This is a genomic window from Chryseobacterium hagamense (assembly GCF_007991455.1).
GTDB lineage: Bacteria > Bacteroidota > Bacteroidia > Flavobacteriales > Weeksellaceae > Chryseobacterium > Chryseobacterium hagamense.
The window spans coordinates 1-20,726 of sequence record NZ_BJYJ01000018.1 but is presented as its reverse complement, the minus strand read 5'-3'; the positions used below and the strand labels follow the sequence as shown (position 1 = coordinate 20,726).

Here is a 20,726-nt window from a genome sequence, read left to right as displayed (position 1 = left end):
TATGTTTATAGCTTATTACCCATTGCCCATTACTTATTATTATGAAAGGAATTTTATTAGTAAACCTGGGATCACCAAGGTCAACGGCAGTAGAAGATGTAAAAGAGTATCTGGACGAATTCCTGATGGATGAGCGGGTAATCGACTACCGCTGGTTCTTCCGTGCCCTGCTGGTACAGGGGATTATTCTGAAAACAAGACCCAAAAAATCGGCGGAGGCCTATAAAACGGTATGGACGGATGAAGGTTCGCCCCTGATCGTGATTACCCAGAAAATCCAAAAGAAGCTGCAGCAGATCGTTGATGTACCGGTGGAAATCGGGATGAGGTATGCGCAGCCCAGCATTGAAGCGGGAATCCGGAAGCTGGTAGACCAGGGCGTGTCGGAAATCGTCCTTTTTCCTTTGTATCCGCAGTATGCGATGAGTACGACGGAAACGGTTATTGAAAAAGCGGAGGAAGTACGGAAAGAGAAATTCCCGAAAGTAAAGATCAATTACATCCAGCCTTTCTACGACCGGGAGATTTACATCAATTGTCTTTCGGAAAGCATTAAGGAAAAACTTCCTGAAAATTTCGACGCTTTACAGTTTTCATACCACGGGGTTCCGGAAAGGCATATCTATAAAACCGATCCTACAAAAACCTGTAACCTGAACGACTGCTGTTCGAGAGAGAGCAATCCCAGCCACAAGTTCTGTTACCGCCACCAGTGTTTTACAACCACCAATAAGGTGATTGAAAAACTCAATATTCCGAAGGAGAAAACCATCGTTTCGTTTCAGTCGAGGTTAGGGAAAGATAAATGGATCGAACCTTATACTGACGAGACCCTGGAAACCATTCCGGGAAAAGGGGTAAAAAACTTAGCCATTGTTTGTCCGGCTTTCGTATCGGACTGCCTGGAAACACTGGAAGAGATTTCTGTGGAAGGAAAGCATCAGTTTACCCATGCCGGGGGAGAAACCTTCCATTATATTCCTTGCCTGAACGATGAAGACCGTTGGATCCAGGTAGTAAAGACCCTCTGTGAAGAAAAACTTAATGAATTTTATTTAGTATAAACCATAACCTCCTACCTTGGAGGTTATTTTTTTTCAATTTCAAACAACACCCCCTTAAATTCAAATCATTTTAATTTAAAATAAATTAAATTTTAAATACACCCCTATTATTTTCAATTAAATTTATAAAAATTAAATATTTTTATTACCTTTACCCCATCAAAATGAAATCATCACCCTTTAAAAATTGAAAATGATGAATGCAACTGCCGAAATCCTGAAAAGTAAAATTGAAAATTTCAATCCTGAAACCCTTGAAGCCTTTGCACGAATGATCGAAAGCTTTGAAACAGAAACATCAACGGCCATTTCCCGGTTTCACCTGGATGAAATTCTATACCGTATTCAGTTTCATCGTGAAAATCCTGCTACCAAACTGGATTTCTACAAAAACATCACGGAGCTGAAAAAATATTGTGCTTAGTATGAACGTACTGCTCTCTTCCATTGCCAAGAACGACATCAGGCTGCTGATGAGGGTTTTTAATGCGGAAGAGGAAAAAAGGGGAAACCAGTTCCTGGAAAACCTGAAAGAATCTATTGACGGGATTCTTCAACATGATCAGGCAAAAGGCAGTGAAATTTCGGTAATGCCCATGCAGGAATTCCCGGTAAACATCCATTACGTTTTTGAGGATGGAGAAACCCTGCTGATTACAGCAGTCTTTAAAATTTAAATCGGTTCTACTATTATTATATTGGACCTCGCAGGAATTTTCCTGTGAGGTTTTTTATTGGTAGGATGCCGTGAACTAAACCTCATACGTTTTTGAATCTATGAGGTTTACATTATCTAACCGGGGTTCTGAATTCCCCATAGCCCATCAGCCCGTCGTAATTCCTGCCGAACGGTGCATAATACAAAAAGGCCTGGTAAAGGTTTTCCGTCTGCCAGAAATTTCCGTTGACTTCCCCGAAGTTCAGGGTTCCGCCTGGATTTTTAGTCGCTAAAATATAGTTATAAAATCCCTGTTTCAGATAAATCCGGGCAACATATTTCTTGGTGGCCTCGTCATACTGCATCCGGTTTTCTTTGGTCGGCAGAAAATTATTAAAGCCGCCCAGCACATAAATTTCTTTATCCACCGGCTCGGAATCCAGGGAGAAATGCACCCATGAATAATCGGCTTCCCTGGAAGCATCCCTTTCACGGCCCAGATCGTTCCTACGGTAATACCAGGCTCCGTTTACGTCCGGCTGATACTGGTAATTCAGCGGAAATGCCCAGACCGGATGAAGGTAGGTCTGGTTTACCCCGTCGATCTGCTCGGCAGCACGGACCATATCAGCCGCCATATTCATGTTTTTATTGTCGAAATAGTAGAATTCGTTATTTCCCGGGAATACCAGCGACATCTGCTGGAAAAGCAGTTGGTTTCCAAGGGTAGTGCTTGGCCTCAGATTATTTACCGTTATATTCGGGTTGTTGTTCTGCATCACTTTCAGCGTCATAGAATTGACATTGGACGATAAATCCCCGCCTGCCGGGACAGCTTTTACTTCTACCCGCTGCTGGGCTTCCGGGTTCCGCGCATCAGCAAAACGGGAGACACCTACAGCCAGGGTAGCTCCGTTCTCCACAAGATAAAACCTTTTAGTAAACAGCGGCTTCTCTGCAGAATCTTTATAGACAATCAATTCGAAATTTCCGGAGATTTTCGGCTGGATTTTGTCATTCGGAAATGTCAGGGTATAATGGGTATAAGCCTGCAGGGTGTTGAAGGAATACTGGAATTTATCCAGCAGGCCGTTCATGCTTCCGGTTGCTATTTCCGTAAAAAACAGATTGTCATCTTCCCAGTTGCGGTTATAATGCTTGATCGTATAGCGGTAAATTTCACTTGCATTGGTAAGATCATCAAAGCTCAGTACCAGCTGCTGGCCGAAATTAATGACCGGCGTTTCATCATTGGTCTGAGGATTAAACAGCTGAATGCTCTGGATGTTCTGCCCGAAGACCAACCCGCTTAACGAAAGTAAAAAAAGTCGCAATGTTTTCATTATGACGAAGATAAATAAAAATCATTTTTAAACGGTAAAAGCAGGAGGTCTTTATTCATTAAAAGTTTATTAAAATTTCCCATCCGGACTTTTGTGCTTACCTTTGTTCCTATTAAAAATATTCAGCGTATGCTTCAGATCCAAGGTTTCGTATTCAATTTTGCAAGCGAAAACACCTATGTTCTTTATAATGAAAATAAAAAAGCGTGGCTCTTCGATCCGGGAAACCGGAATGAGCAGGAAACAAAATCTCTTGAAAATTTCATCCGGGAAAAAGAACTGGCCGTCGAGAAAATCCTTTTGACGCATGCCCACATCGATCATGTCCTCGGGCTGCAATGGGCTTACGACACATATCAGGTCCCTGTAACCATGCATCAGGAAGATAAGGAAGTGCTGGATATGTTTCAGATCAGCGGGATGAGATTCGGGATGCAACTCGAGCATATTGACGTAGAAATTGATTACATAAGCGAAGGGGACGAACTGGATTTTGATGGTGAGAAATTTAAAATTTACCATGTTCCGGGGCATTCTCCGGGAAGTGTGGTTTACCACAGTGAAAACCGGAAATTCATGATCTCCGGCGACGTCCTGTTTGAAGGCAGCATCGGCAGAACCGATCTTTACAAAGGAAACTACGAACAGCTGACCGACGGTATAAAAACAAAACTGTTTATTCTCGACGGCGACACGCAGGTTTTATCGGGCCACGGAAACCCTACGACGATTGGTCTTGAGAAGGAAAACAATCCGTTTTTTAAGTAATCCGGATTTTATTGTGATTGCCGGCATTTCCTGTATGTAAACGGATCATCTCAATTTAAAATTAGAAAAAGCTGTTCAAATCAAAGAACAGCTTTTCATATTTAAAATCGCAGGATTATAAAGATCCAGACAATTATTTCCATTTGATATTACAGCCCATGCTTGGCTTCTGGATATCCTCCTGCGGCTCACCCAGCAAAAGATTTTCAAAAGCGATAATCAGGTCCTCACCGGTTACTTCCTTATGGTTTCCGGGTCTCGAATCATCCATCTGCCCTCTATAAATCAGATCCAGCTTCTCATCGAAGAAAAAGAAATCCGGCGTGCAGGCTGCATCGTATGCTTTCGCAATGGCCTGGCTTTCATCATAAAGGTAAGGAAAATCGAAGTTTCTTTCGATCTGGAATTCAATCATTTTTTCCGGAGCATCGGCAGGATACTTTTCTACATCATTCGCATTGATGGCGATAAACTCGATTCCTCTTTCGTTATAATCTTCGTACAGCTCATTCAGCTTATCGATAACATGCAGAACAAACGGACAATGGTTGCACATAAAAATCACCAAAGTCCCTTTTTCTCCTTTCAGATCATCCAATGACTGAATCTCATTGCTTTTAGACGGGTTCGGCAGCTCAAAAAAAGGAGCTTTGGTCCCCAGTTCAATCATATTTGAAGGCGTATTCATAACTTTTTATTTAAGCACAAAGATAGAGATTTCTTTGATTATATAGGCAGGAAGATGGAAGCCGGATGCGGGAAGATGGGTGAAGGATAATTGAATAGAACCCGGTTCAAATTAAATATGACCGTAAGTTTTTACTTGACCTTTATTAAAAACGAAAGATCTGACAAAACTTCCGTCACCCATTCTCCCGGCTTCCAGCCTGTTTACAATCTGCATAAAAGTTAAACTTTACATTTTATTTGGAACTTATATTCAAAAGTTTGTAGTTTTGCTAACACTGTTAGATAAATAAAAAAATCATGGGTTTACATGAACGCCGTCAGAGAGAGAAAGAAAATATCCGCACCAGTATTCTGGACGCGGCATTTTCCCTGGCTAAAACCGAAGGGTGGGCTTCACTTTCCATGAGGAAAATCGCCGATGCCATCGAATACAGTGCGCCGGTAGTATATGATCATTTTGAAAACAAGGAAGCTATTCTTTATGAAATTTCACTGAACGGTTTTCACTGTTTGCACATTGAGCTTCTGAAAGCACAGCAGGCCCATGATACACCTGAAGACAAACTGAAGGCGATTGTGGATGCTTACTGGCAGTTCGCTTTCAGAAACAAGGAATATTACCAGCTGATGTTCGGACTGGGAATGCAGTGCAGCGGAAAAGGAATGATGAAACAGGAGTTTTCTTCATTTCAGGATATGCTTTATGAAGGAACACTGGAAATCATCAAGAAAAAAGGTTCAAATCCTGATAATGCCTGCCATTCATCGCACGCTCTTTTTTCAGCAGTACACGGGTTGATTTCCATCATGATGATGCGTAATGACGATATCCCTTCCACGATGAATAAAACCACTTTAGACGAAACGGTCTCGGCTTTTATTAAATCTGTCTAAATTTTTTTTGAACTGAAAATTAACACCGTTAGGAATATTAACACCACGTATCTTTTAAATATAATCTGAAGAATAAGATTATTTTTTACCTTATGATTAACACCGTTAGAAAACATAACACACCATATTCTATTTTCATACTATTTAATCTTTAAAAATTTCCATCATGAAAACAGCTGACTGAAATCCGTAATCTTCCTGTCTATTTTTGCCTTGTATGTTAACAGTGTTAGCAAATATAACAGGTTCAAATTAAAAAATTGCATTAAAATCTAACCCTACATTAAAAATTTAAACTCAACATGAAAATATTTGGAAAAACGAGGATTATCGTCCTGATCTCCAGCATCATCTTACTTCAGAATTGTACCCAGGCAGCAGAAAGCTCTAATGCTGCTCTGCCTGCTCCTGAACTTCCCGTCTATTCCGTCATCACCTCCCCTGCTACAGTTTACCAGGAATTCCCAACGGCCCTTGAAGGAAAAAACAACGTGGAAATCCGGTCACAGGTTGACGGCTACCTGGATAAAATCTATGTGGAAGAAGGGGCTTATGTAAGAGCCGGACAATCCCTGTTTAAAATCGATTCCAGAAGTTATGGCGAGCAGATGAATATGGCAAGCGCTAATCTGCAGGCCGCCAATGCCAATATCCAGAAAGCGAAAGTAGAAGTTGACCGGCTGGAACCTCTGGTTGCTGCAAAGGTCGTTTCGGATGTCCAGCTGAGAACGGCTAAGGCTAACTACACCGCTGCGGTAGCTGCTGCTTCACAGGCAAGAGCATCGGTAGGAAGTGCCAAAATCAATGTCGGATTCACCACCATTACCGCGCCGGTAAGCGGATATATCGGTAGGATTCCCCATAAAAAAGGAAGCCTGATTTCAAGAACCGATCCAAGCCCATTGACTCTGTTATCAGACATCAGCGAGATCTATGCCTACTTTTCTTTAAGCGAACTGGATTTCATTGCGTTCCAGAAAAAATATCCGGGAGCTACTTTAAATGAAAAGCTGAAAAATATGCCGATGGTGGAACTGGTGATCGCCGACAACAGCATTTACGCTGAAAAAGGAAAGATGAGCATTGTTGACGGGCAATTCGACAAAACCACCGGAGCTATCAGCGTCCGTGCCGTCTTCCCGAATACCGCAGGAATCCTGAGGACCGGAAACACGGGAAGGGTCCGTATGCCTCAGCTATTCGATAAAACGCTGGTAATCCCTCAGGAATCTACTTATGAGATTCAGGATAAAACCTACGTATACGTTCTCGGAAAAGACAATAAAGTAACGGGAAAGCCTGTGAAAATTTCAGGGAAGACCGACAGCTATTACTTTATTTCCGAAGGACTTGCTGCCGGGGATAAGATTGTATACACGGGATTGGGCACCCTGAAAGACGGGGTTTCCATCAAGCCGAAAGCCATTTCTTCCGACAGCCTTCTCAGAGCAAGGCCTTTATAAACTTTTACTTTTTAACCACAAAAGTCACAAAGCTTTTAAACACATGGGTTACATGAGGTTTTAAGTTTATAATATTGCGTATATCTTTAGAACACAGAAGAATAAAAATCAAATATTTTCATGAGGTTATGCCTGCTCTACATTCTCAGTTTGTCATCTTGAAAAGATATGAACTGCATTATTTAAGCGCTATTATCTGTGTAAATCCGTGAAATCAGTGGGAGAAATATAACTACAAAAGCTTTTAAAACAGTAGCGATTCATCTCTAAACCCGACGAAATATTTTGTGCCTTTTGTTGTAAAAACAAAAGCTCCATTAAAAAATAAACTTCTTATGTTAAAACAATTTATAGAAAGGCCGGTACTTTCAACGGTCATTTCCATCATCCTTTTGTTACTGGGCGCCCTGTCGCTCTTTAATTTACCGATCGCCCTCTTTCCGGATATCGCACCGCCAAGTGTACAGGTCACCGCTTTCTACCCGGGTGCCAATGCGGAAGTCGTGGCCCGCTCGGTCGCTACGCCGATTGAGGAAGCCGTGAACGGTGTGGAGAACATGACGTATATGACCTCCAATTCCAGCAATGACGGTACAATGACCTTAAGCGTATTCTTCAAGCAGGGCTCCGATCCGGACAATGCCGCCGTGAATGTTCAGAACCGGGTGTCCAAAGCAATGAGCCAGCTTCCCCAGGAAGTCGTACAGGCCGGGATCTCCACCCAGAAGGTACAGAACAGCATGATCATGTTTATGGGATTAACGAGTAATAATCCCAAGGAATACGATGAGTTGTTCCTTCAGAACTATTTAAAAATAAACATCATCCCGCAGATCCAGCGGATTCCGGGCGTTGCCCAGGCCCAGGTGTTCGGAACAAGGGATTATTCCATGCGGCTCTGGCTGAAACCGGACCGGCTGGCGGCCAACAACCTCTCTCCTCAGGAAGTCCTGAATGCGGTAAAAGACCATAATCTGGAAGCTGCCCCCGGACGTCTAGGACAGGGAAGCAAAGAAACCTATGAATATATCCTTAAGTACAAAGGAAAACTGAACAAGAACGAAGATTATGAAAACATTGCCATCAAAGCCAACAGCGACGGTTCTTTCCTGAGACTGAAGGATGTGGCCCGGGTAGAATTCGGATCGTATACCTATACTGCCGCCAACCGGGTGGATGGAAAACCGGTAGCCGGATTTGCTATCATGCAGACCGCCGGTTCCAACGCCAACGAAATTTTAACGGAAATCGAAAAACAGGTCGATCAGCTGAAAACTACGCTTCCACAGGGTGTGGAGCCGATTATCATGTACAATTCCAAGGACTTCCTGGATGCTTCCATTCATCAGGTGGTGGAAACCCTGGTGATTGCCTTTATCCTGGTGTTTATCGTGGTCTACATTTTCCTTCAGGATTTCAGGTCGACTTTAATTCCGGCGATAGCGGTTCCGGTGGCCATCATCGGTACTTTCTTTTTCCTGAATTTATTCGGATTCAGCATCAATATGCTCACGCTGTTCGCTCTGGTCCTTGCCATCGGTATTGTGGTGGATGATGCGATCGTGGTGGTGGAAGCCGTCCACTCCAAAATGGAACACACGGGCATGCCGGTGGAACAGGCCACCATGAATTCGATGAGTGAAATCTCCGGAGCCATCATTTCCATTACCCTGGTAATGTGCGCCGTATTTATTCCGGTAGGTTTTATGCAGGGTCCGGCAGGTGTTTTCTACAGGCAGTTTGCCTTTACCCTTGCCATTGCCATCCTGATTTCAGCGGTCAATGCTTTGACGCTGAGTCCGGCTTTATGTGCGCTGCTTCTCAACGATCCCCAGGGAGGACACGGCGAGCATGGCAAAAAAACAGGTTTCGGGGCAAGGTTCTTTAATGCTTTTAATACAAGCTTTAATAACCTGACCAAAAAATACATTTACAGCCTTAAATTTTTAATTAAAAACAAATGGGTTGCCGTCGGTGGATTGGCCCTTCTCATTGCCGCCAGTGTTTTCTTAATTAAAAAAGCACCATCCGGATTTATTCCTACCGAGGACCAGGGCTTCATCCTGTATGCGGTAAATACCCCTCCGGGCAGTTCGCTGGACAGAACCCACCGGGCCACCGAGCAGATCGATAAAATCATCAACGGTGAAAAAGCCAAGAACCACCTTTGGGTTTCCGACGGTCTGAACTTCATCAGCAATGCGAATGCATCCCCGTATTCTGCCGGGTTTATCAAATTAAAAGACCATGACCAGCGCGGTGCCGTGACCGATCCGGATGAGATTGCAGCGGGACTGACGGGGAAAGTATCCCAGGTAAAAGATGCGAATGCCTTCTTCTTCAACTTCCCTACCGTTCAGGGATTCGGAAATGTTTCCGGCTTTGAGTTTATGCTTCAGGATAAAACCAACGGTTCCCTGGAACAGCTGGGAACAACCACGCAGGCTTTTATCGGTGAGCTGATGAAACGTCCGGAAATTGCGTTCGCGTTCACAACATATGCTGCCGGAAATCCTCAGTTCACGATTGAGGTGGATAATGATAAAGCCAATCAGTTAGGTGTTTCCATTACCGAACTGATGCAGACGATGCAGATCTATTACGGAAGCAGTTTCGTATCGGATTTCAACCGGTTCGGAAAATATTACCGGGTAATGGCACAGGCCGATATCCCCTACCGTACCGATGCCAATTCCCTGGAAGGCATTTTTGTGAAAAACAAATCGGGTGAAATGGTGCCCGTAAAAACCCTGGTGACTTTAAAAAGAGCTTTCGGGCCTGAAACGGTAACCAGAAACAACCTGTTCAATGCCGTTACCATCAACGGGACCCCGAAGCCGGGTTACAGCACCGGAGATGCCATCAAAGCCGTGGAAGAAGTTGCGCAGAAGTCGCTGCCGAGAGGCTACGGTTACGAATGGACCGGAATTACGCGGGAAGAAATTAAAACCAGCGGGCAGACCGCCTTCATCTTTATGCTGAGTATCCTGTTTGTGTACTTCCTGCTGGCTGCACAGTATGAGAGCTACATTCTTCCGTTTGCGGTGATCCTCACGATTCCGACAGGGATTTTCGGAGTATTCGCTTTCACGGGACTGGCCGGAATCGATAACAACATTTATGTTCAGGTCGGCCTCATCATGCTGGTCGGATTACTGGCCAAGAATGCGATCCTGATTGTGGAGTTCGCCGTACAGCGGCGAAATGCAGGAAGGACCCTGCTGGAATCTGCGCTTCAGGCTTCAAGACTACGTCTGCGCCCGATCTTAATGACTTCCTTTGCCTTTATTGTCGGGATGCTGCCGCTTGTCTTCACCCAGGGTGCTTCCGCAAAAGGAAATCATTCCATCGGTTTCAGTACCGTGGGAGGAATGCTGACGGGGGTTGTATTCGGAATATTCATCATTCCGGTAATGTTCGTGATTTTCCAGTATCTGCATGAAAAAATGCCAAGCCGGAAAAAGAAAAGACTCCGGAAACAAAAACTTGAAGCGGAGCTTTTAACACCGGCGCATTAATCAAAATGGATAACAAGCTTTGGGGATTTCAACCACAAATCACACAAATATTTTCACGAATAAACCCTATTATCCGGGAAATCCGTGATACCTGTGGGAATTTGGAGATCAAGTATTCCATTGTTCATCTTCAATAAAAATTCCTCAAAGTTCTGTTATCAATAAAATTTTAGAAACTATGAAAAAAATAAAAAATATCATCATCACTTTTGCAGTAGCCTTAGGTTCGGTTTCCTGTGTGTCGAAGCTGGCTTACCAGGAACCGAAACCTGAGCTGCCGGAAACATTTGCCTACACCGCCACTGCTGATACTGCCAGTGTGGCGGATCTGGAATGGAAACAGTTTTTCAGCGATCCGGTTTTACAGGGTTTAATTGAAAAAGGGATTAAAAACAATTATGACCTGCAGATTGCCCTGAAGCAGGTGGCCGCTTCACAGGAAAGACTGAAACAGGCGAAATACCTTCAGTATCCTGATATCGGCTTCGGCGTTTCCGCACAGATTTCAAAGCCGTCGAAAAACAGCATGAACGGGCAGAGCTTAAATTTGTTTTTAGGCCAAAGCCATGTGGAGGATTACAACGCCGCCTTCAATTTATCCTGGGAAGCGGATATCTGGGGGAAAATCAAAAACCAGCAGGAAGTTTCGAGAATGCAGTACCTGCAGACCTATGAAGCGACAAAAGCCATCCAGACCCAGGTGGTAGCAGCCATTGCCCAGGGCTACTACAACCTGCTGATGCTGGACAGACAATTGCAGATTGCGAAGTCGAACCTGGAATTGAGCACCAATACCCTTTCCATCACGGAAAAGATGTGGCAGAGCGGCGACACGACTTCTTTAGGCGTACAGCAGGCCACCGCCCAGAAACAGTCTACCGAGCTTCTGATCACCCAACTCGAGCAGAATATGGCCATTCAGGAAAACGCACTGAGCATTCTGGTGGGTGAAAATCCCGGGAAAATCAGCCGGACGATTGAAATGTCCGAAACCTCTTTGCCACAGAATATTTCGGCAGGACTTCCGGCAGCCATGGTAAGCCGCCGGCCGGATGTAAGGCAGCAGGAGCTGGTCTTGCTGGAATCGAACGCTTTGGTGGGTATTGCCCAGGCCAATATGTATCCTGCCTTACGGATTACAGCCAACGGCGGGGTGAATTCATTTAAGATCGACAATTGGTTCCAGATTCCGGCATCGTTGTTCGGTTCCGTTTTAGGAGGCCTTACCCAGCCGGTTTTCCAGAAAAGACAACTGAAAACGGATCTGAATGTGGCTAAAATCCAACGGGAGAAAAACGTACTGGCTTTCCGGCAGTCTGTTTTGAATGCCGTGGGTGAAGTTTCGGACGCCCTGGTTTCCAATGAAAGCTTAAAAGTCCAGGAACAGAAAGCTTCCGAGCAGGTAACCACCCTTAAAAACGGAATCAAAAGTGCCGAAATGCTGTACAAAGGCGGAATGGCCAATTATTTAGAAGTAATAACCGCCCAGGGTAATTCCTTACAGGCCGAGCTGAATCTGGCGTCCGTCAAAAGACAAAGGCTCAGCAGTATTGTAGACCTGTACCGTGCCTTGGGCGGCGGCTGGAAGTAGTACATTAAATTATATTTGTTTTTGAATGCGGCCTTTCGGGGCTGCATTTTTTGTTTAAGGAAATTTAATTTCATCACGTGGGATAAAAAATCCTTTGATACAATTCAAATTTCTGATGCAGATCTGGATATGATTTTTGGTCTGAATCCCTGCTCCTTCATAAGCGGGACCACCCTCTGTAAAAATGCCCCTTGTGGTATCGAATCTTTTTATTTTACTGAATCCTTTTATCTTCTCATCATCTTTTATACCGTCTTCTATTTTTTGATGCAAATATTCGATAACCGCGCAATCCAGCTCTCTCAAAAGCAAATCTTTACGTGCATCTCTAGCCACATCTTTGTTTTTGGGAAGTGTTTTTCCTGCAACTTCCAAATCATCTTTTAATAACTGATGATATACGCTTAAAATATCAATAAATTTAGAATCTGTGAAATCCAGACAATAATCCAGTTGGTATACAACACCAACAACTGATGGTTTGATAATCGTTCCGCGTTTAAATTTGTCTTCTGACCATTTTAAAGCTCTCTCATAATTATTTTCCCAAATATAAAAGCCATGGCCAAGCCAATCGAATTTCTCCTGGCTTTTTCTAATTTTATTGGGATTGTTAATCAACTCATTTCTGACAGATTCATCGCACCCATGAAACCCTATCATTAAATTTGGCCGGCTACTGTAGATCATCCGAAATCTTTATTTATTAATTACGACTCTTCCCAAATTGCTGTAAGCCGCAGTGAAATTTTCATTTTTGGTAAGTATCCCGGCAGACTGTAAAGATTTTATTACTTTTACTCTATCTTTCTTCTCTGTTTTAATATTTTTAGCCAAAGCTTTTAATAATTTAATCTGATCATTTTCCATTGTTTTTATTTTTAGTTAAGTAATATTCTTAATAAACAAAATAACATATTTTTTCGATATAAAACAACAATGCTAACATCTAATGACGTAGATTACCAATTATTTAAACGTCAGCTTATCATTAAGGTAATTCAATAGCCTATTAAAATCCTCCTGCGAATACCCCAACGGCAGATAATGAATATCATCCGCTTTCCGGTACCAGGTCAGCTGGCGCTTGGCATAGCGGCGGCTGTTTTTCTTGATTTCGGAAACGGCAAAATCCAGGTCCCATTCGCCATCGAAATATTTGAATAATTCTGAATAGCCTACGGTGTTCAAAGCCGTCAGGTGCCTGAATTGTTCAAGTCTTGTGGCTTCCTCCAGCAATCCGTTTTCCATCATCAGGTCTACCCTTCTGTTGATCCGGTCATACAATTCTTCCCTCGGTGCTTCGATTCCGACGCGGAGGGTTTTAAAATCCCGGGAATCCTGGGATACGGCAATCTGCTCAGAATACTTTTTATTGGTCTGCCAGATGACATCAAGGGCACGCAGCAGCCTTCGGTGGTTGTGAAAATCAACGACGGCAAAATATTCCGGGTCGAGTTCCTTCAACAGTTCCTGAAGTTTTTCAATGCCTTCCTTCTCCAAAATAGCCTGTAATTTCTTTTGGTTGCCTTCATCCGCTTCCGGCAGGTCGTTCAGGCCTTCGATCACTGCTTTTTCATACATCATGCTTCCCCCGACCAGAATTACGGTATCGTAATCTTCAAAAAGTCCGTTAAGCTTTTTGAGAGCATCTTCTTCATACTGCCCGATGGAGTAATAATCCTGCACCGAAAGGTTCCCGATAAAATGATGCGGAGCTTCCGCCAGTTCTTTGGATGAAGGGGAGGCCGTTCCGATTTTCATTTCTTTAAAAAACTGCCTTGAATCGCAGGAAACAATCTCCGTACTGAAATGTTTCGCCAGATCAATGGCCAGCCTCGTTTTCCCGATTCCGGTAGGTCCGACCACAGAAATTAAATTTTTACTTTTCACAGGGCAAATTTACGAAAATGGGATTATTTAAATTTTATCAAAAAATAGCATTCGACAAAAAGATTCTCCTTAATTAACGTAAACCCGAAGAAGAACGGAGTTAAGAGGCTGGAAGAGGGATGCGGGATGCAGGAAGTCTCTCCTGTCAAAAATATCATGAAGGTCTTCATAATCAAACTAAAACATTTTGGCATTCTATCAGAGGAAATTCTTATCTGATCCTCAATAAACAGCCTTAAACCAAGGTCTGATTTATATTGTTTTCAGAGTCTCAAAGGGATGGCTTATTACTGGGTAGGATAAAATCCTGTCAGAAGCATGAATCGTTTACTCATTTTACTCAGAGGAATTCTGTTCATAATCCTAATTGCATCAGCCTTGGTTTTATTTTAATTAATTAAGTACCTGAATATGATATTGATATGACCGAATTCACGTTAATTATTTTATGGTTAAAAGTAAATATAGAATAAAACAGTCCGCTGAATTTCATTTGTAAAGGATGGACTTAAAATGTTTATCTTTGTACTACAATAAAAAACTATGATTTTATCAATGACCGGCTTTGGTAGGGCCGAAGGTGTTTTTGAAGGGAAAAAGATCACGATCGATATCAAATCGCTGAACAGTAAAAGCTTCGATTTGAATATCAAGATCCCGCTCCGGTACAAAGAGAAGGAATTCGAGATCCGGAAGATTCTCAACGACCGGATTATCCGTGGGAAAGTAGACTGCTACCTCAACCTGGAGAACCTGGAAGAGTCTACCGATGTGAAAATCAACAAAAGCCTTATTGATTCCTATATCAGCGAACTTAAAAGTGTGGCCTCTGACGGACCGGATTTCGAGTACCTGAAAATGGCGGTACGGTTCCCGGATGCGATCACCTCAAGACCTGATGAACTGTCTGAAGGCGAATGGGAAGCCCTGGCGAAAATCGTCCATGCAGCAGTTGACCGCTTCGAAGAGTTCAGAAAAACGGAAGGCAATATCCTGCATGAAGAGCTGGAAAGAAACCTTAAGAATATTGAGAAAAACCTTGCCGAAGTGGTTCCTTTTGAGGAAGAACGGATTGTTGCCGTAAAAGAACGTTACCAGAAATCACTGAAGGAATTTGAAAATGTGGACGAAACCCGTTTCTACCAGGAAATGGCTTATTTCACAGAGAAGCTGGATATTTCGGAAGAGAAGGTAAGGCTTTCGCAGCACCTGAAATATTATAAGGAAGTGATGGACCATGAAGATTTCAACGGGAAGAAGCTTGGCTTCATCTCCCAGGAAATCGGCCGTGAGATCAATACACTAGGTTCAAAAGCCAACCATGCAGCCATTCAGAAACTGGTGGTGATGATGAAAGATGATCTGGAAAAGATTAAAGAACAGACGTTGAACGTTCTTTAAATTCAAAGTTCAATGTTTAGAACTCAAGGTTAACAGGCTTTGAAAAACAAATGATCTCTACATGACGGACTTAACTTTTTAAACTAAAAACTTTGAACACTAAAGTAATCATATTTTCCGCACCGTCGGGAAGCGGAAAAACAACATTGGTAAAGCATGCGCTGGATATATTCGGTGAACTGCAGTTCTCGATTTCCTGTACTACGAGGCAGCCGAGAGGCAGTGAAGTGCATGCGGTGGATTACCATTTTTTAACCCCTGATGAATTCAGGCAGAAAATTTCGGAAGAGGCATTCGTGGAGTTTGAAGAGGTATATACCGATAAATATTACGGAACCCTGAAATCCGAAGTGGAAAAAATCTGGAGCCAGGGAAAAGTAGTCATCTTTGACGTGGATGTGAAAGGCGGGATTTCCCTGAAAAAATACTTCGGAGAACAGGCTTTATCGATTTTTATAGAGCCGCCATCCATTGAAGAACTGGAACGGCGATTGATTTCCAGAGGAACCGATGATACAGAAACCATCCGGATCCGTGTTGCCAAGGCAGAAGAAGAAATGTCTTATGCAAGGGAATTTGATAAAATCGTGATCAATTCCGATCTGAACGAAGCAAAAAAAGAAATAGAAAGTTTAATACAACATTTCATCGGAAGCTAGGTTTAATTTTTGACTTATGATTTCCGATAAACCAAAACATTAAGGTGGATATGAGTACCGAAACATTAGAAAAAGCCAAATCTGCAATTCCGGTAAGGGGATTTTTAGATATCAAAGATCTTGTTATCCCTGAAGGCGAGGAGCTTGTAAAAGCAATTCTTAAGCTGAAAGAAGAAAAAAATGCAGTGATTTTAGCGCATTATTACCAACCCGGAGAAATCCAGGATATTGCCGATTTCCTTGGAGATTCCCTTCAGCTGGCAAGACAGGCAAAGGATACCGATGCTGATATGATCGTATTCTGTGGGGTACATTTCATGGCCGAAGCGGCAAAAATTTTAAATCCGACCAAAAAAGTAGTCCTTCCCGATACCATGGCAGGATGTTCTTTGGCAGACGGCTGTTCAGGAGAAGGCCTGCGGAAAATGCGCGAACAGCATTCCAACGCACTCGTGGCGACTTACATCAACTGTAATGCGGAGACAAAGGCAGAAAGCGACATCATTGTGACCAGCTCCAATGCGGAAACCGTTATCGAAGCCCTGCCGAAAGACCGGCCGATTATTTTCGCACCGGATAAGAACCTGGGGAGATACCTTTCGCAGAAAACAGGCCGTGATATGATCCTGTGGGATGGCAGCTGCATAGTTCATGAAGCTTTTTCCATGGAGAGAATTGCCAAACAGCTTGCTGATAATCCGGATGCCAAACTGATTGCCCATCCGGAAAGCGAAGAAGCCGTATTAAAACTGGCGCATTTCATCGGTTCCACTTCTGCCCTGCTGAACTTTGTAGAACAGGACGACTGCCAGAAATTCATCATTGCCACGGAAGAAGGCATTCTTCATGAAATGAAAAAACGTGCCCCTCACAAGGAACTGATTCCGGCATTGGTTTTCGATGAAAGCTGCAATTGTTCCGAATGTTTCTATATGAAACGGAATACGATGGAAAAGCTGTATCTGTGCATGAAATATGAGCTTCCGGAAATCCTGATGGATGAAGATTTGAGATTAAAAGCATTAAAGCCGATTGAAGCGATGCTTGAGCTTTCCAAAAGCATTAAATAAATATAAAAGGCACTGCTTAAAGCAGTGCTCTTTTTATTTATTATTCAATACAATCCGCACTTACATCCACACATCTCTGGCAGTTCTGAGACAGTGCAAAATATTGGGCGCACGTATTGGAATATTCGGGTCCTGTTCCGTAGTTGTTATTCACAGGGCAGCCTGCACAACTCAAGGAACCTTTGATTGATTTTAATTTTGACCTGGATAGTTTTTTCATAACATCAGTTTTATTAATCCAGAGAACATTCGTAGCTTAACAATACTTTAGATTTACAGCACGCCGGAAGCGCATCATAATCTGCACAGGATTTCGGAAATCCGGGTCCGTAGGGTCCGGGAGGACAAACGTAGTTACACGTAGCGCCTCCATGAATTGCCTTTAAGGTTTCTCTGTTGATTCTTTTTAAATTTTTCATGTGATGATCAAAGTTTAATTACGGATTAATATCCGGACAGCTGCCTGGATTTGCAGGATTATAAAAGTAAAGACACACCCTGTGCCCTTTCAGATCGGTACATACCGCACATCCCAGTGGACCGCAATCCAGGTCTACGACGCAATTGTCTTCAATCCCTCCGGTAATTGATTTTAAATTCTGCCTGTCCAATTTTTTCAGGTTTTTCATTGAGTTTGTTTTTAAGGTTAATAATTAAAAGTTAACGGCTACTGAGGATTGGAGTTGACACAGTCTACGCTTACGAAAACACAGCTTTTGCAACGGCCTGGAAGCACATGATAATCTTCGCAGGAATGGTCGAAACCGTTGGATGTTCCGCCCGGCTCGTATCCTCCTGTCGGGCACCCGGCACAATTGGCCGCTCCGTTGATCTGATAAAGCTCTTTTCTGTTTAGTTTTTTAAGATTTTTCATAATTTATTAATGTTTCGGTTTATATATTCAGGATTTATTCAGGATTCGGATCAAGGCAGAAAGGATAGTCGACTGAACGCAGACATAGTTTACGTCCACGCACTTCAGTACACCATGCACAGCCTTTTGGTCCGCAATCGAGGTCGATATTACATTCATCTCCCGCCCCGCCGGCAATGGCTTTTAAACTTTTTCTGTTCAGTTTCTTTAGGTTTTTCATAATAATTTAATTTTTTGTTTGACATTTAAATATATTACTTTTGTTATATACAACAAAGCTATGAGTAAAATATTTCTCGAAAATGTGAAAATTTACGCTTACCACGGGGTTTTGCCGGAAGAAAACCTCATCGGCACCTATTATATTCTTAATGCAGAGCTCCATACGGATTTATGGAAAGCAGCAGCATCCGATGATCTGGACGACACCATCAGCTATGCGGCCATCAATGATATCATTCATAAAGAAATGGAGGTTAAATCCAAATTGCTGGAACATGTGGCCGGAAGGATCATTTTCAGCCTGCACACGGCCTTTCCGCAGATCGATTACATCAGATTAAAGATTACCAAAACCGCTCCTCCTATGAAAGGCGAAATGCAGGGGGCAAGTATTGAACTGGAAAGGAGTTTTAAACCTGAAAATTAATCTGGCCGCCTTCTCATTTATTTAAATCAAATTCTTTTGAAAATCATTAAAGTATTATTTCTCATGGTCTTTGTCAATGCTTCTGCACAGAGCATCCCTGAGAATCAGATTCCCGGTTACAATTTTCCGAAAGTGAAGTCGAGCATCACGATGCCGGTTACCATCCCGCTTTCGGAAATCAGCAATCTGATCAACGCTTCGGTAAAAGACCTTATTTACCAGGACGATTCCTATACGGATAACAACAATGACCAGTTTAAGGTAAAAGTCTGGAAAACGAGGCCGATCCGGCTGGTAGGAGGTACAGAGCAGAATATCCTGATTGAAGTGCCTTTGAAAATCTGGGCAGAAAAAGGCATCGGGACATTAGGCGTTTATACCTACCAGAATACCACCTTTGAGACGGTAATGTCTTTCAGCACTACCCTTCACGTCCAGAACAACTGGACAGTAAAGACCGCTACTGAACCTAACGGTTTCAGATGGATGGTGAAGCCTGTCCTTGAATTCGGCAGAATTCGGGTCCCGATTACCGGATTGGTAGAAAAGAGCCTGATCGAACAACAGCAGAAGTTCAGCAAGACCATTGATCAGCAATTGGCCGCCCAGCTCAATTTCCAGCAATATGCGGTAATAGCCTGGAATGTATTTTCCAATCCGTTCAACATTTCGGAGGAATATAAAACCTGGCTGAAAGTAACCCCGATCAGCGTGAAAATGACTCCACTGAAATTTTATGGCAATCAACTCAATACCAATCTGGGAATTGATGTGTATTCGGAAACTTTCACCGGAAATCAGCCGGCTTCTTCCCAGCCTGTAAAAACCGCTGCAAGCTTCAGCTTTGTTCCTTCTGCATCCGATCGTTTCCTGCTTCAGACCACAGCCAATATTCCTTTTACGGAAGCAACGGAGATCGCCCGGAATCTGTTTTTAAACAAAGAATACGAGATCCGAGGGTCCGCCGTAAAAATTAAAGACATTAAAGTATATGGCGTAGACAACAGGGTTATGATCGAAGCGGACACGGAAGGTTATGTAAACGGGAAAGCTTTTATTTCGGGAATCCCTATTTATGATGAGTCTAAAAAGAAAATCGTACTGTCGGATACGAAATTCAACCTCAGAACTGCCAATATTTTACAGAAAACAGCCACCTTGCTTTTCCGGAGCCGGATCGTAAAGATGATTGAGAACGAATACGGAATTCCGACCCAGGAACTGGAAAACAGCTCCAAAAAGAGTATTGAAGACGCTTTTAATAAGGACTATTACAAAGGACTGAAGATGAGGGGAACAGTGTTCAACCTTAAACCGGGACAAATTCTGATGAATCCTTACGGCATTACCGCCGTTATTGATACGAGTGCATCCTTAAAGCTTGTTCTAAGCGGAATATGAACTCATTAAAAACAAATATAAATAACCATGAGAAAAATTCTTAAGATCGTAGAGTATAATAAAGCTACGAAGTGGCAGAGATTTGCCAACTATTTTATTGATAAGATTATTATTAATATTTTCTTCGCCATGATAGGCATTATTGCCGTAGTTACGGATGAAATTCTGGGGATCTATTATTTTTCGGAATTTGTAGACCGGCTTGGTGAAATAGGAAGATTAGCAGATATTATTCTTACGGCTTTTGTCTATTTTCTTTACTGCTTCCTGATGGAATATCTTACCGGCGGCAGAACAGTAGGAAAATACATTACAGGAACCAAAGTCGTGATGACCGACGGTCAGGCTCCCACACTTCAGGATTATTTTTTGCGCAACCTCTATCGGCTTATCCCTTTCGACGGTCTTTCGTTCCTGGGTGAAAACGGATGGCATGACAGCTGGAGTGATACCCGCGTTATTCACATTAAAAATTATGAGGCTGAAAGACAGGCCAAAAGCGATATTGAAAACATCGGCACAAAAGAATTTGCTTAAAAACTTTTGTTGAAAACGAAATTTTAGTATATTTGCACACCTCAAAAATGGTAAATGGTACTTTGGCCGAGCGGCTAGGCAGTGGTCTGCAACACCATCTACAGCGGTTCGAATCCGCTAGGTACCTCTGAAACCTCCGGTCTTTGACCGGAGGTTTTCTTTTTGAATAAATCCGATTAAAATTGAATGCATTCAGGATCATATGCAAAAAGGAATCAATTCTAAAACTTTAATTTCAGTAAGTTTTAAAGGA

24 protein-coding genes and 1 tRNA gene are annotated in these 20,726 nt (G+C 42.8%); 15 read left to right on the top strand and 10 right to left on the bottom strand.

The annotated features are described in order from the left end of the window. Window positions 1–41: 41 nt before the first annotated feature. The 3 genes from hemH to CHA01nite_RS14290 all read left to right on the top strand — a co-directional run bounded on the left by hemH (window position 42) and on the right by CHA01nite_RS14290 (window position 1,741). Complete coding sequence (gene hemH, locus CHA01nite_RS14300) at window positions 42–1,064, top strand: ferrochelatase (RefSeq protein WP_373869028.1); 1,023 nt, start codon at window positions 42–44, stop codon at window positions 1,062–1,064. A 193-nt stretch (window positions 1,065–1,257) separates the two neighbouring features. After that, window positions 1,258–1,488, top strand: coding sequence for a hypothetical protein (locus CHA01nite_RS14295; protein WP_146942520.1), 231 nt, complete (start codon window positions 1,258–1,260; stop codon window positions 1,486–1,488). A gap of 1 nt (window position 1,489) precedes the next feature. Next, complete coding sequence (locus CHA01nite_RS14290; protein ID WP_146942518.1) at window positions 1,490–1,741, top strand: hypothetical protein; 252 nt, start codon at window positions 1,490–1,492, stop codon at window positions 1,739–1,741. A 112-nt stretch (window positions 1,742–1,853) separates the two neighbouring features. On the opposite strand, the gene CHA01nite_RS14285 is transcribed toward CHA01nite_RS14290, so the two are convergent. Beyond that, window positions 1,854–3,065, bottom strand: coding sequence for a type IX secretion system plug protein (locus CHA01nite_RS14285; protein ID WP_146942516.1), 1,212 nt, complete (start codon window positions 3,063–3,065; stop codon window positions 1,854–1,856). A 129-nt stretch (window positions 3,066–3,194) separates the two neighbouring features. Between CHA01nite_RS14285 and CHA01nite_RS14280 the strand changes: the two genes are divergently transcribed. Further along, the gene (locus CHA01nite_RS14280) at window positions 3,195–3,833 is read left to right on the top strand and encodes an MBL fold metallo-hydrolase (protein ID WP_146942514.1); all 639 of its coding nucleotides are present in this window, start codon (window positions 3,195–3,197) and stop codon (window positions 3,831–3,833) included. A gap of 133 nt (window positions 3,834–3,966) precedes the next feature. Here CHA01nite_RS14280 and CHA01nite_RS14275 read toward each other — a convergent pair whose 3' ends face one another. Then, window positions 3,967–4,521, bottom strand: a complete 555-nt coding sequence (locus CHA01nite_RS14275; RefSeq protein WP_146942512.1) for a thioredoxin family protein — start codon at window positions 4,519–4,521, stop codon at window positions 3,967–3,969. 299 nt (window positions 4,522–4,820) lie between these two features. On the opposite strand from CHA01nite_RS14275, the gene CHA01nite_RS14270 reads away from it, so the two are divergent. From CHA01nite_RS14270 to CHA01nite_RS14255, 4 genes are all read left to right on the top strand, one after another. Further along, window positions 4,821–5,417: a TetR/AcrR family transcriptional regulator gene (locus tag CHA01nite_RS14270; protein ID WP_146942510.1), complete on the top strand. Its 597-nt coding sequence runs from the start codon at window positions 4,821–4,823 to the stop codon at window positions 5,415–5,417. Between the two features lie 302 nt (window positions 5,418–5,719). Continuing rightward, entirely contained in the window at window positions 5,720–6,880 is a 1,161-nt protein-coding gene (locus tag CHA01nite_RS14265; protein WP_146942508.1) for an efflux RND transporter periplasmic adaptor subunit, read from the top strand. A gap of 335 nt (window positions 6,881–7,215) precedes the next feature. Further along, window positions 7,216–10,398, top strand: a complete 3,183-nt coding sequence (locus CHA01nite_RS14260; protein ID WP_146942506.1) for an efflux RND transporter permease subunit — start codon at window positions 7,216–7,218, stop codon at window positions 10,396–10,398. A gap of 178 nt (window positions 10,399–10,576) precedes the next feature. Continuing rightward, complete coding sequence (locus tag CHA01nite_RS14255; RefSeq protein WP_146942504.1) at window positions 10,577–11,989, top strand: efflux transporter outer membrane subunit; 1,413 nt, start codon at window positions 10,577–10,579, stop codon at window positions 11,987–11,989. A 54-nt stretch (window positions 11,990–12,043) separates the two neighbouring features. Here the strand turns inward: CHA01nite_RS14255 and CHA01nite_RS14250 are convergent, their stop codons facing one another. The 3 genes from CHA01nite_RS14250 to miaA form a co-directional block, all read right to left on the bottom strand. Further along, the gene (locus CHA01nite_RS14250; protein ID WP_228458422.1) at window positions 12,044–12,679 is read right to left on the bottom strand and encodes a hypothetical protein; all 636 of its coding nucleotides are present in this window, start codon (window positions 12,677–12,679) and stop codon (window positions 12,044–12,046) included. A 9-nt stretch (window positions 12,680–12,688) separates the two neighbouring features. Then, window positions 12,689–12,859 (bottom strand): hypothetical protein, encoded by a 171-nt coding sequence (locus tag CHA01nite_RS20530; RefSeq protein ID WP_170234739.1) that lies wholly within the window; start codon window positions 12,857–12,859, stop codon window positions 12,689–12,691. Window positions 12,860–12,958: 99 nt separating this feature from the next. Next, window positions 12,959–13,882 (bottom strand): tRNA (adenosine(37)-N6)-dimethylallyltransferase MiaA, encoded by a 924-nt coding sequence (gene miaA / locus CHA01nite_RS14245; protein WP_146942502.1) that lies wholly within the window; start codon window positions 13,880–13,882, stop codon window positions 12,959–12,961. Between the two features lie 543 nt (window positions 13,883–14,425). Between miaA and CHA01nite_RS14240 the strand changes: the two genes are divergently transcribed. From CHA01nite_RS14240 to nadA, 3 genes are all read left to right on the top strand, one after another. Next, window positions 14,426–15,283, top strand: coding sequence for a YicC/YloC family endoribonuclease (locus CHA01nite_RS14240; RefSeq protein WP_146942500.1), 858 nt, complete (start codon window positions 14,426–14,428; stop codon window positions 15,281–15,283). A 92-nt stretch (window positions 15,284–15,375) separates the two neighbouring features. Then, on the top strand, window positions 15,376–15,942 hold the full coding sequence (gene gmk, locus CHA01nite_RS14235) for a guanylate kinase (RefSeq protein ID WP_146942498.1): 567 nt from the start codon (window positions 15,376–15,378) through the stop codon (window positions 15,940–15,942). Between the two features lie 50 nt (window positions 15,943–15,992). After that, entirely contained in the window at window positions 15,993–17,012 is a 1,020-nt protein-coding gene (gene nadA, locus CHA01nite_RS14230; RefSeq protein WP_146942496.1) for a quinolinate synthase NadA, read from the top strand. Between the two features lie 40 nt (window positions 17,013–17,052). Here the strand turns inward: nadA and CHA01nite_RS14225 are convergent, their stop codons facing one another. The 5 genes from CHA01nite_RS14225 to CHA01nite_RS14205 are packed head-to-tail and all read right to left on the bottom strand — an operon-like array spanning window position 17,053 to window position 18,106. Then, window positions 17,053–17,232 (bottom strand): hypothetical protein, encoded by a 180-nt coding sequence (locus CHA01nite_RS14225; protein ID WP_146942494.1) that lies wholly within the window; start codon window positions 17,230–17,232, stop codon window positions 17,053–17,055. 13 nt (window positions 17,233–17,245) lie between these two features. Then, window positions 17,246–17,431: a bacteriocin-like protein gene (locus CHA01nite_RS14220; protein ID WP_146942492.1), complete on the bottom strand. Its 186-nt coding sequence runs from the start codon at window positions 17,429–17,431 to the stop codon at window positions 17,246–17,248. A gap of 18 nt (window positions 17,432–17,449) precedes the next feature. Further along, entirely contained in the window at window positions 17,450–17,641 is a 192-nt protein-coding gene (locus CHA01nite_RS14215) for a bacteriocin-like protein (RefSeq protein ID WP_146942490.1), read from the bottom strand. 38 nt (window positions 17,642–17,679) lie between these two features. Beyond that, entirely contained in the window at window positions 17,680–17,886 is a 207-nt protein-coding gene (locus CHA01nite_RS14210; protein WP_146942488.1) for a bacteriocin-like protein, read from the bottom strand. Between the two features lie 34 nt (window positions 17,887–17,920). Next, window positions 17,921–18,106 carry a bacteriocin-like protein gene (locus CHA01nite_RS14205; protein WP_146942486.1) on the bottom strand — a complete coding sequence of 62 codons (186 nt, stop codon included), beginning with the start codon at window positions 18,104–18,106 and terminating at the stop codon, window positions 17,921–17,923. A 60-nt stretch (window positions 18,107–18,166) separates the two neighbouring features. Between CHA01nite_RS14205 and folB the strand changes: the two genes are divergently transcribed. From folB to CHA01nite_RS14185, 4 genes are all read left to right on the top strand, one after another. Beyond that, window positions 18,167–18,535, top strand: a complete 369-nt coding sequence (gene folB / locus CHA01nite_RS14200; RefSeq protein ID WP_146942484.1) for a dihydroneopterin aldolase — start codon at window positions 18,167–18,169, stop codon at window positions 18,533–18,535. 36 nt (window positions 18,536–18,571) lie between these two features. Beyond that, window positions 18,572–19,936, top strand: a complete 1,365-nt coding sequence (locus CHA01nite_RS14195; RefSeq protein ID WP_146942482.1) for a DUF4403 family protein — start codon at window positions 18,572–18,574, stop codon at window positions 19,934–19,936. A gap of 27 nt (window positions 19,937–19,963) precedes the next feature. Next, window positions 19,964–20,473: an RDD family protein gene (locus CHA01nite_RS14190; protein WP_146942479.1), complete on the top strand. Its 510-nt coding sequence runs from the start codon at window positions 19,964–19,966 to the stop codon at window positions 20,471–20,473. A gap of 56 nt (window positions 20,474–20,529) precedes the next feature. Beyond that, window positions 20,530–20,600, top strand: a tRNA-Cys gene (locus CHA01nite_RS14185). Window positions 20,601–20,726 lie beyond the last annotated feature (126 nt).

Bases quoted from the DNA above. Each gene is read 5' to 3' on its own strand.
- hemH (WP_373869028.1), top strand. From the start codon at position 42: ATGAAAGGAATTTTATTAGTAAACCTGGGATCACCAAGGTCAACGGCA.
- CHA01nite_RS14295 (WP_146942520.1), top strand. From the start codon at position 1,258: ATGATGAATGCAACTGCCGAAATCCTGAAAAGTAAAATTGAAAATTTC.
- CHA01nite_RS14290 (WP_146942518.1), top strand. From the start codon at position 1,490: ATGAACGTACTGCTCTCTTCCATTGCCAAGAACGACATCAGGCTGCTG.
- CHA01nite_RS14285 (WP_146942516.1), bottom strand. From the start codon at position 3,065: ATGAAAACATTGCGACTTTTTTTACTTTCGTTAAGCGGGTTGGTCTTC.
- CHA01nite_RS14280 (WP_146942514.1), top strand. From the start codon at position 3,195: ATGCTTCAGATCCAAGGTTTCGTATTCAATTTTGCAAGCGAAAACACC.
- CHA01nite_RS14275 (WP_146942512.1), bottom strand. From the start codon at position 4,521: ATGAATACGCCTTCAAATATGATTGAACTGGGGACCAAAGCTCCTTTT.
- CHA01nite_RS14270 (WP_146942510.1), top strand. From the start codon at position 4,821: ATGGGTTTACATGAACGCCGTCAGAGAGAGAAAGAAAATATCCGCACC.
- CHA01nite_RS14265 (WP_146942508.1), top strand. From the start codon at position 5,720: ATGAAAATATTTGGAAAAACGAGGATTATCGTCCTGATCTCCAGCATC.
- CHA01nite_RS14260 (WP_146942506.1), top strand. From the start codon at position 7,216: ATGTTAAAACAATTTATAGAAAGGCCGGTACTTTCAACGGTCATTTCC.
- CHA01nite_RS14255 (WP_146942504.1), top strand. From the start codon at position 10,577: ATGAAAAAAATAAAAAATATCATCATCACTTTTGCAGTAGCCTTAGGT.
- CHA01nite_RS14250 (WP_228458422.1), bottom strand. From the start codon at position 12,679: ATGATCTACAGTAGCCGGCCAAATTTAATGATAGGGTTTCATGGGTGC.
- CHA01nite_RS20530 (WP_170234739.1), bottom strand. From the start codon at position 12,859: ATGGAAAATGATCAGATTAAATTATTAAAAGCTTTGGCTAAAAATATT.
- CHA01nite_RS14240 (WP_146942500.1), top strand. From the start codon at position 14,426: ATGATTTTATCAATGACCGGCTTTGGTAGGGCCGAAGGTGTTTTTGAA.
- nadA (WP_146942496.1), top strand. From the start codon at position 15,993: ATGAGTACCGAAACATTAGAAAAAGCCAAATCTGCAATTCCGGTAAGG.
- CHA01nite_RS14225 (WP_146942494.1), bottom strand. From the start codon at position 17,232: ATGAAAAAACTATCCAGGTCAAAATTAAAATCAATCAAAGGTTCCTTG.
- CHA01nite_RS14220 (WP_146942492.1), bottom strand. From the start codon at position 17,431: ATGAAAAATTTAAAAAGAATCAACAGAGAAACCTTAAAGGCAATTCAT.
- CHA01nite_RS14215 (WP_146942490.1), bottom strand. From the start codon at position 17,641: ATGAAAAACCTGAAAAAATTGGACAGGCAGAATTTAAAATCAATTACC.
- CHA01nite_RS14210 (WP_146942488.1), bottom strand. From the start codon at position 17,886: ATGAAAAATCTTAAAAAACTAAACAGAAAAGAGCTTTATCAGATCAAC.
- CHA01nite_RS14205 (WP_146942486.1), bottom strand. From the start codon at position 18,106: ATGAAAAACCTAAAGAAACTGAACAGAAAAAGTTTAAAAGCCATTGCC.
- folB (WP_146942484.1), top strand. From the start codon at position 18,167: ATGAGTAAAATATTTCTCGAAAATGTGAAAATTTACGCTTACCACGGG.
- CHA01nite_RS14190 (WP_146942479.1), top strand. From the start codon at position 19,964: ATGAGAAAAATTCTTAAGATCGTAGAGTATAATAAAGCTACGAAGTGG.